At 36.1% G+C, this 6096-nt stretch carries 7 protein-coding genes; all 7 read left to right on the plus strand.

The window, feature by feature from the left end; all coding sequences use genetic code 11:
- On the plus strand, positions 1–125 hold a 125-nt coding region (locus tag AB1414_13730), incomplete at its 5' end, for a S1 RNA-binding domain-containing protein (GenBank protein ID MEW6608481.1).
- A 74-nt stretch (positions 126–199) separates the two neighbouring features.
- Positions 200–313, plus strand: coding sequence for a GxxExxY protein (locus tag AB1414_13735; GenBank protein MEW6608482.1), 114 nt, complete (start codon positions 200–202; stop codon positions 311–313).
- Between the two features lie 168 nt (positions 314–481).
- Positions 482–709, plus strand: coding sequence for a hypothetical protein (locus AB1414_13740; protein ID MEW6608483.1), 228 nt, complete (start codon positions 482–484; stop codon positions 707–709).
- Positions 706–1092 (plus strand): PIN domain-containing protein, encoded by a 387-nt coding sequence (locus tag AB1414_13745; GenBank protein MEW6608484.1) that lies wholly within the window; start codon positions 706–708, stop codon positions 1090–1092. The genes AB1414_13740 and AB1414_13745 overlap by 4 nt, the downstream gene beginning before the upstream one ends.
- Before the next feature lie 272 nt (positions 1093–1364).
- Positions 1365–2621 carry a pitrilysin family protein gene (locus tag AB1414_13750; protein ID MEW6608485.1) on the plus strand — a complete coding sequence of 419 codons (1257 nt, stop codon included), beginning with the start codon at positions 1365–1367 and terminating at the stop codon, positions 2619–2621.
- 12 nt (positions 2622–2633) lie between these two features.
- Positions 2634–4712: a DNA translocase FtsK 4TM domain-containing protein gene (locus AB1414_13755; protein ID MEW6608486.1), complete on the plus strand. Its 2079-nt coding sequence runs from the start codon at positions 2634–2636 to the stop codon at positions 4710–4712.
- 107 nt (positions 4713–4819) lie between these two features.
- On the plus strand, positions 4820–5740 hold the full coding sequence (locus tag AB1414_13760) for a RodZ domain-containing protein (protein MEW6608487.1): 921 nt from the start codon (positions 4820–4822) through the stop codon (positions 5738–5740).
- Positions 5741–6096: the final 356 nt, after the last annotated feature.

The raw sequence follows: 6096 nt of genomic DNA on the forward strand, positions 1-6096 counted from the left end.
ATCATGTCAAAAAAGTTGAGGATGTAGTTAATGAAGGAGACGAAGTAATGGTTAAGGTGATTGGGATTGATGAGCATGATAGAATCAGTTTAAGCCGAAAGGCACTGCTTCACGAACGAAGATAGGTAATCGTTCACCACAGAGACGCGGAGAATGATGGTAGAAAAAGCACCTAACATCAGCGATAATCTCCGCTAAAATCTATAATCAGGTTAGAGCATACCTTAGAGCAGTGGATAAAGAAATAGGGTTACTGGTAAATTTCGCAGACTCCAGGATTGATGTCCGAAGGGTGGAGCAAGAAAAAGTTTGAGCCATTTCTCCAATTCTCCCTTTTCCCCATTTCTCCTTGTTTAGACTTTTAATGTATAGCCCTGAACGGTTACTTGGGCATTTAGTCATTGATGAGGAGTTAGATTAATTAGAAATTTTCCCATTTTTCCTTTATTACACCTTGAACACTTACAGGAAGGATAACAAAATGATACAAGGAAAGACTATATTAACATTAGAGAATGTTTTAAGCAGAGTTGATAATATGGAGAGGGATTTAGAGATTTTAAAAAGGGATTTTATCCTGGTTTTCAAGCCATCAACAAAGAAAACAAAACCTTCCCTTTATGGAAGTATTAAAGGAGGAGATGTTACCGAAGAGGCGATTGAAAAGGCAAAACAATCACTCTTTAGAAATCTGAAAGATATACAATGAACTATATCCTGGATACCCATATTTTAATCTGGTACTTTATTGGGAGCAAAAGATTAAAGAAGACAATTAAAGATGTAATTGATACTGCACTTAATAATGGAAAGAAGGTTTTAATCCCAACGATTGTTCTTGCTGAAGCATTAGATGTTGCTGAAAAACAGAAGGTTGTATTTGATTTTAAGGGTATGTATCAATTGATAAAGAATGATGATAGATTTGAGATAATTGGATTTAGCCAGGTAATTTTTGAAGAGGTTATGAAATTAAAGACTATCCCAGAAATCCATGATAGAATTATTGTTGCTTGTGCAAAGTTTTATTCAGCAAGTATTATAACAAAGGATAAGATTATAAGGAACTCGGATGAGATTAACACATTGTAACTATTTACACCTGAACGGTTATGATTTTAGAAATGGTAAATAGATTATAATGTTGGCGGCTTTGTGCCCTGGCGAGAGAATAAAGAGAAGTAAATCTCTCGCAAAGGCGCAAAGGGACAAAAGAGAATGAATGGTAACCGTTCAGATAGTAGGTAAAAATGTAATCGTTCACCACAGAGACACAAAGACACGGAGAATGGTTTTAGATTTTTCTCAGTGCCTCTGTGTCTCCGTGGTGTGGTGAACGGTTACACAGAAAGGATAGTATCACCGTGTATCATAAAGAAATGCTTCCAAACGGCATAAGGATAGTTATTGAAGAAATACCTGATGTCCGTTCTGTATCTATCGGTGTGTGGGTCAATGTTGGCTCACAGGATGAGAAAGCCGAAGAGAATGGTATTTCCCATTTTCTTGAGCATATGATTTTCAAAGGCACAAAGTCAAAAACCGCTTTACAGATTGCTCAAACAATGGATTCTATGGGTGGACACATCGACGCCGCTACAGGCCGCGAACACACCTGTTACTATGCTAAAATCCTGGATAAACATCTTCCAAAGACAATAGACCTGCTGGCAGATATATTTTTTAATTCTCTATTTAGCCCTGTTGAGATAGAAAAAGAAAAACAGGTGATTATCGAAGAAATAAAGATGTATGAAGATACCCCGGATGATTTAATTCATGACATATTTATTCAAACTATCTGGGATAACCATCCATTAGGACAACCCATCTGGGGCAATGTTGAGGTTATTAAGAATATAACTCAAAAAAAACTAATCAACTTCTGGAATTCTCGTTATACCCCTGGTGAAATAGTTATTGCCGTTGCAGGACATATCCAGAAAGATACAGTTATTGAGCAATTATTCAAAGCATTTAACCATCATAGCAGTCTAAACTGGCGCACGACTTTAAATAATATTCCAGAATTTCGAGCGTGTTCAGTTTGCCAATTTCGTGAATTGGAACAAGTCCACCTATGTCTGGGAACTCGTGGTCTCCCCTCAACACATAAAGATAGATTTGTCCTGAGGGTTTTGAGTACTATTTTAGGCATGGGGATGAGTTCGAGGTTATTTCAAAAAATTCGAGAAGAAAATGCTTTAGCTTATAATGTTCATGCCTATCCCGCCTCTTATAAAAATGTCGGGGCTTTAGTCGTCTATGTGGGTGTCAATCCTAAAAATTATAAAGAAACCACAAAGATAATCCTGAATGAATTCAATGATTTAAAGAACAAATTAGTGGAGGAAGAGGAATTGATTAATGCGAAGGAAAAACTTAAAGGGGCTATTTGTTTAAACGCAGAAGATACCGCTTATCGAATGAGTCGGCTGGCAGAACAAGAAATCTATTTCAACAGGTTTTTTAGTATTGATGAGACATTAGAATTAGTTGATGAAGTTCAGTTAATGGATGTCCAGAGGATTGCTCAGGATTTATTTAAAAGTGAATATCTATGTCTGACAACTATTGGTCCCTTGAGTGAACAGGAGGGAAAGATAGTTTTAAAATGTTAAGAGAGTGAATTGATGAAAGAGCAACAAACTTCCGAATTTAAAATTATTAATGAAGTCGCAGGAATAGCCATCTTAGGATTGGCTCTTTTAATTTTAGTCAGTTTAATTGTAACTGACTACGCGGGAGGTATAGGAAGCTGGATTGCTAATTCTTTACAAGATGCCTTTGGTCTGGGGGCGTATCTTTTGCCAATTATTTTATGTATCTTTGGATACAGGAGATTTAAAGGAAAATTAGAAGGGTCGTTTATTCGGGGGCTGGGTGGATTATTGTTATTAGTTTCCACCTCGACATTTGCCTCTTTCTTTTATGATATCTGGGTAGAAATTAATGGTGGCTATATCGGTATTGCCATTTTTGAATTGTTAAAGGAGTGGTTTGGTCCAGGAGCGGTGGTTATCAATTTCACATTCTTTGCCTTAGGATTTATACTTCTTACTGAATCCTCACTTATTCCTCCACTTGTTGGAATAAAAAAAGTGTTTCTTTTCCCGATAAGACTTTTTGCCTCAGAAAAAGAGGAATCTGGAATTAAAGTAGAACAAGAAGAAATTCCTAAAAGAAAAACAGATATTAAGGAAAAATCACCTACGACCCCACGAATTATTTTACCGAAGGTTATTACTCCCGCATCTATATCGTCACAAGAGATTAATAGAAAAGAAATTACATCTTCATATCAACTTCCTCCTTTGGCAATACTTAATGATTCCCTGCCACCATCAGAAAAAGACCTGAAAGATGATTTATTACTTATTTCTGGACTTCTTGAGGATACATTAGCGGATTTTGGGATTGAGGCTAAGGTTGTTCAGGTCAATCGAGGTCCTGCGGTTACCAGTTTTGAGGTTCAACCCGCCGCGGGTGTTAAGGTAAGTAGTGTAGTTGGGCTTTCTAATGACCTGGCTCTGGCTCTGGCTGCACCAAGTATCCGCATAGAAGCACCAATACCCGGCAAACAAGTCATCGGCATCGAAGTGCCAAATCGTAAGGCAACCCCTGTCTGCATAAAAGAGGTATTATCAACGGATGTCTTTATTAATTCCGCCTCTCCTCTGACGATTGCTTTAGGAAAGGATATTTTTGGAAAACCTGTGATAGCCGATTTAGTCGAAATGCCGCATCTGTTAATCGCTGGAGCAACTGGCTCAGGAAAAAGTGTCTGTATCAATGCCGTTATTACCAGTATTTTATATAAAACCTCTCCTTCTAAAGTAAAATTTATTATGATAGATCCAAAACGAGTTGAATTAACTATTTATAATGGTATTCCACATCTTTTATTTCCGGTTATCGTTAATGCCAAAGAATCTATTCGTGTGTTAGCCTGGTTAGAAAAAGAAATGGAAACAAGATATGAACGACTTGCCGCTGTGGGAGCAAGAGATATTGAAAGTTATAACCAAAAAATGAAATTAGACCCGGAAAATAATCTCTATTACATCATTACGGTTATAGACGAATTGGCAGATTTAATGACAGGTCCATCACAAAAAAATTGTGAAGGCTCAATAACCAAACTTTCTCAAATGGCAAGAGCAGTTGGTATTCATTTAGTTTTAGCCACACAAAGACCTTCAGTGGATATTATTACCGGTGTGATTAAGGCAAATTTTCCATCTCGAATAGCCTTTCAGGTATTTTCTAAAGTTGACTCAAGAACTATATTGGATGTAATGGGAGCAGAGAAACTCCTGGGTAAAGGAGATATGCTCTTTTTACCTGCTGGAGCACCCAAACCTACTCGTATTCAAGGGTCTTATGTTACAGATACAGAGGTAGAAAAAATCGTTGAATTTATTAAAAATCAGAATATTCAACTCCCTACCCAACAAATTGATTTAAAAACAGAAATGGAAACAGAACTTGAGGATGAAGAAGAAGATAATGATGATGAGTTCTACAATGAGGCACTTCAAATAATTGCTCGAGTAGGTTATGCCTCTACTTCAATGTTACAACGTAAATTAAAAATTGGTTATAATCGGGCGGCAAGATTAATCGAGATGATGGAACAGGATGGCTATGTCGGACCACCAGATGGAAGTAAACCACGACCGGTATATATTACCGCCGAAGACCTAAAGTAAACTGGTAATTAGTAAATGGTAATTGGTTGAATGGCTTCATCGTGAACTCATCCAAACGATATTTAATTACCAATTACCAGTTACCAATTACCAATAATGAGGATAAAATGAGTAATAAAGTTGGTGAAATTTTAAAAAAAAGACGCGAATTAGAATCAATGCCAGTAGAAGATGTTGAGATACAAACGATGATTGCCAAGAAATATATAGTCGCATTAGAAACTGGTGATTACGATACCTTCCCGGCAAAAGTCTATGCGAAAGGGTTCTTGCGCAATTATGCTAATTTCATTGGATTTAGTGAAAAGGAAATAAATGATTTATCCTCACAATATGATTTAGAATGGCAAGAAGCCCATTTTGACTATTCATTATCAGTAACAAAAAAGGATGAAAAACGACTTTCGGCTTTAAAAACTAATAGGTTCCTCTATATGATTATGTTTATATTACTCATATCTTTTTCTGGATTTTTAATCTTTTATTTTATAAAACAAAAAAATCTACATCAAGAAGTAACCCTTGCCCCTGGTAAATTATTAGAAGAAAATATGTTCAAACCAGAAGATATTGTAAAAAAGATAGAAAGTGTTAAAGAAAATGAGGAAAAACAATCAATGAATAATTATAAAGAGGAAGAAGAGGTTATCTTAGAGGCATTTGCCGATGAGAAAGTTTGGTTATATGCGACGATTGATGGTAAAAAAAAGCATGAGATTCTTTTAGCACCAGAGCAAACGGTAAAATGGCGTGCCCAAAAAGAGATATTTTTAACGATTGGAAATGCTGGCGGAGTAGTATTCAAATTGAACGATGAATATAAAGGTGCATTAGGGAAAAAAGGAGAGGTGAAAAAAATATTAGTTACTGCTAAAGGTTTTGACTTCATAAAAACTCAGCAGGCAATTATCCCCCAAAAAGAAGAACAGATAAGCACCTCTTCTGTGACCTCCATTGGCACTACTTCACCACCACCACTCCCACCACCAGTCCCTGAAAATCCACCGATTTTGATGCCAACAGAATAGATGTAACCATTTGTTGTATTGGTAACTATTCACCACGAAGGGCACGAAAAACACGAAGTGAAATTTGATAAATTATCGAATTCATGAAGTTCAAATATTGACATATAGGGACGGTTCACTTTTGTTTGAAATCTTGCGGATTGAAATTAGAAATTGGAATTTGGAAATTAGGGAGAGAAACAAAAACCCAATTTCTAATTTCGTAAGCGTTCAGATGGTGTAACAAAACGAGATGTGGAGATTAAGGAGATAGGGAGATATTATTAAAAAAATTGAAATTAGTAGAAACTAATAGAAATTTATGGAAATTTGTTGTTTTCCACAATCAATTTCTACCTATTTCTATAAATTTCAAT

This window comes from bacterium (assembly GCA_040755795.1).
Classification (GTDB): Bacteria; UBA9089; CG2-30-40-21; order CG2-30-40-21; family SBAY01; genus JBFLXS01.

What these genes read in the sequence shown, in the direction of transcription:
- AB1414_13740 (MEW6608483.1), top strand. Translation starts at nt 482, where the DNA reads ATGATACAAGGAAAGACTATATTAACATTAGAGAATGTTTTAAGCAGA.
- AB1414_13745 (MEW6608484.1), top strand. Translation starts at nt 706, where the DNA reads ATGAACTATATCCTGGATACCCATATTTTAATCTGGTACTTTATTGGG.
- AB1414_13755 (MEW6608486.1), top strand. Translation starts at nt 2,634, where the DNA reads ATGAAAGAGCAACAAACTTCCGAATTTAAAATTATTAATGAAGTCGCA.
- AB1414_13760 (MEW6608487.1), top strand. Translation starts at nt 4,820, where the DNA reads ATGAGTAATAAAGTTGGTGAAATTTTAAAAAAAAGACGCGAATTAGAA.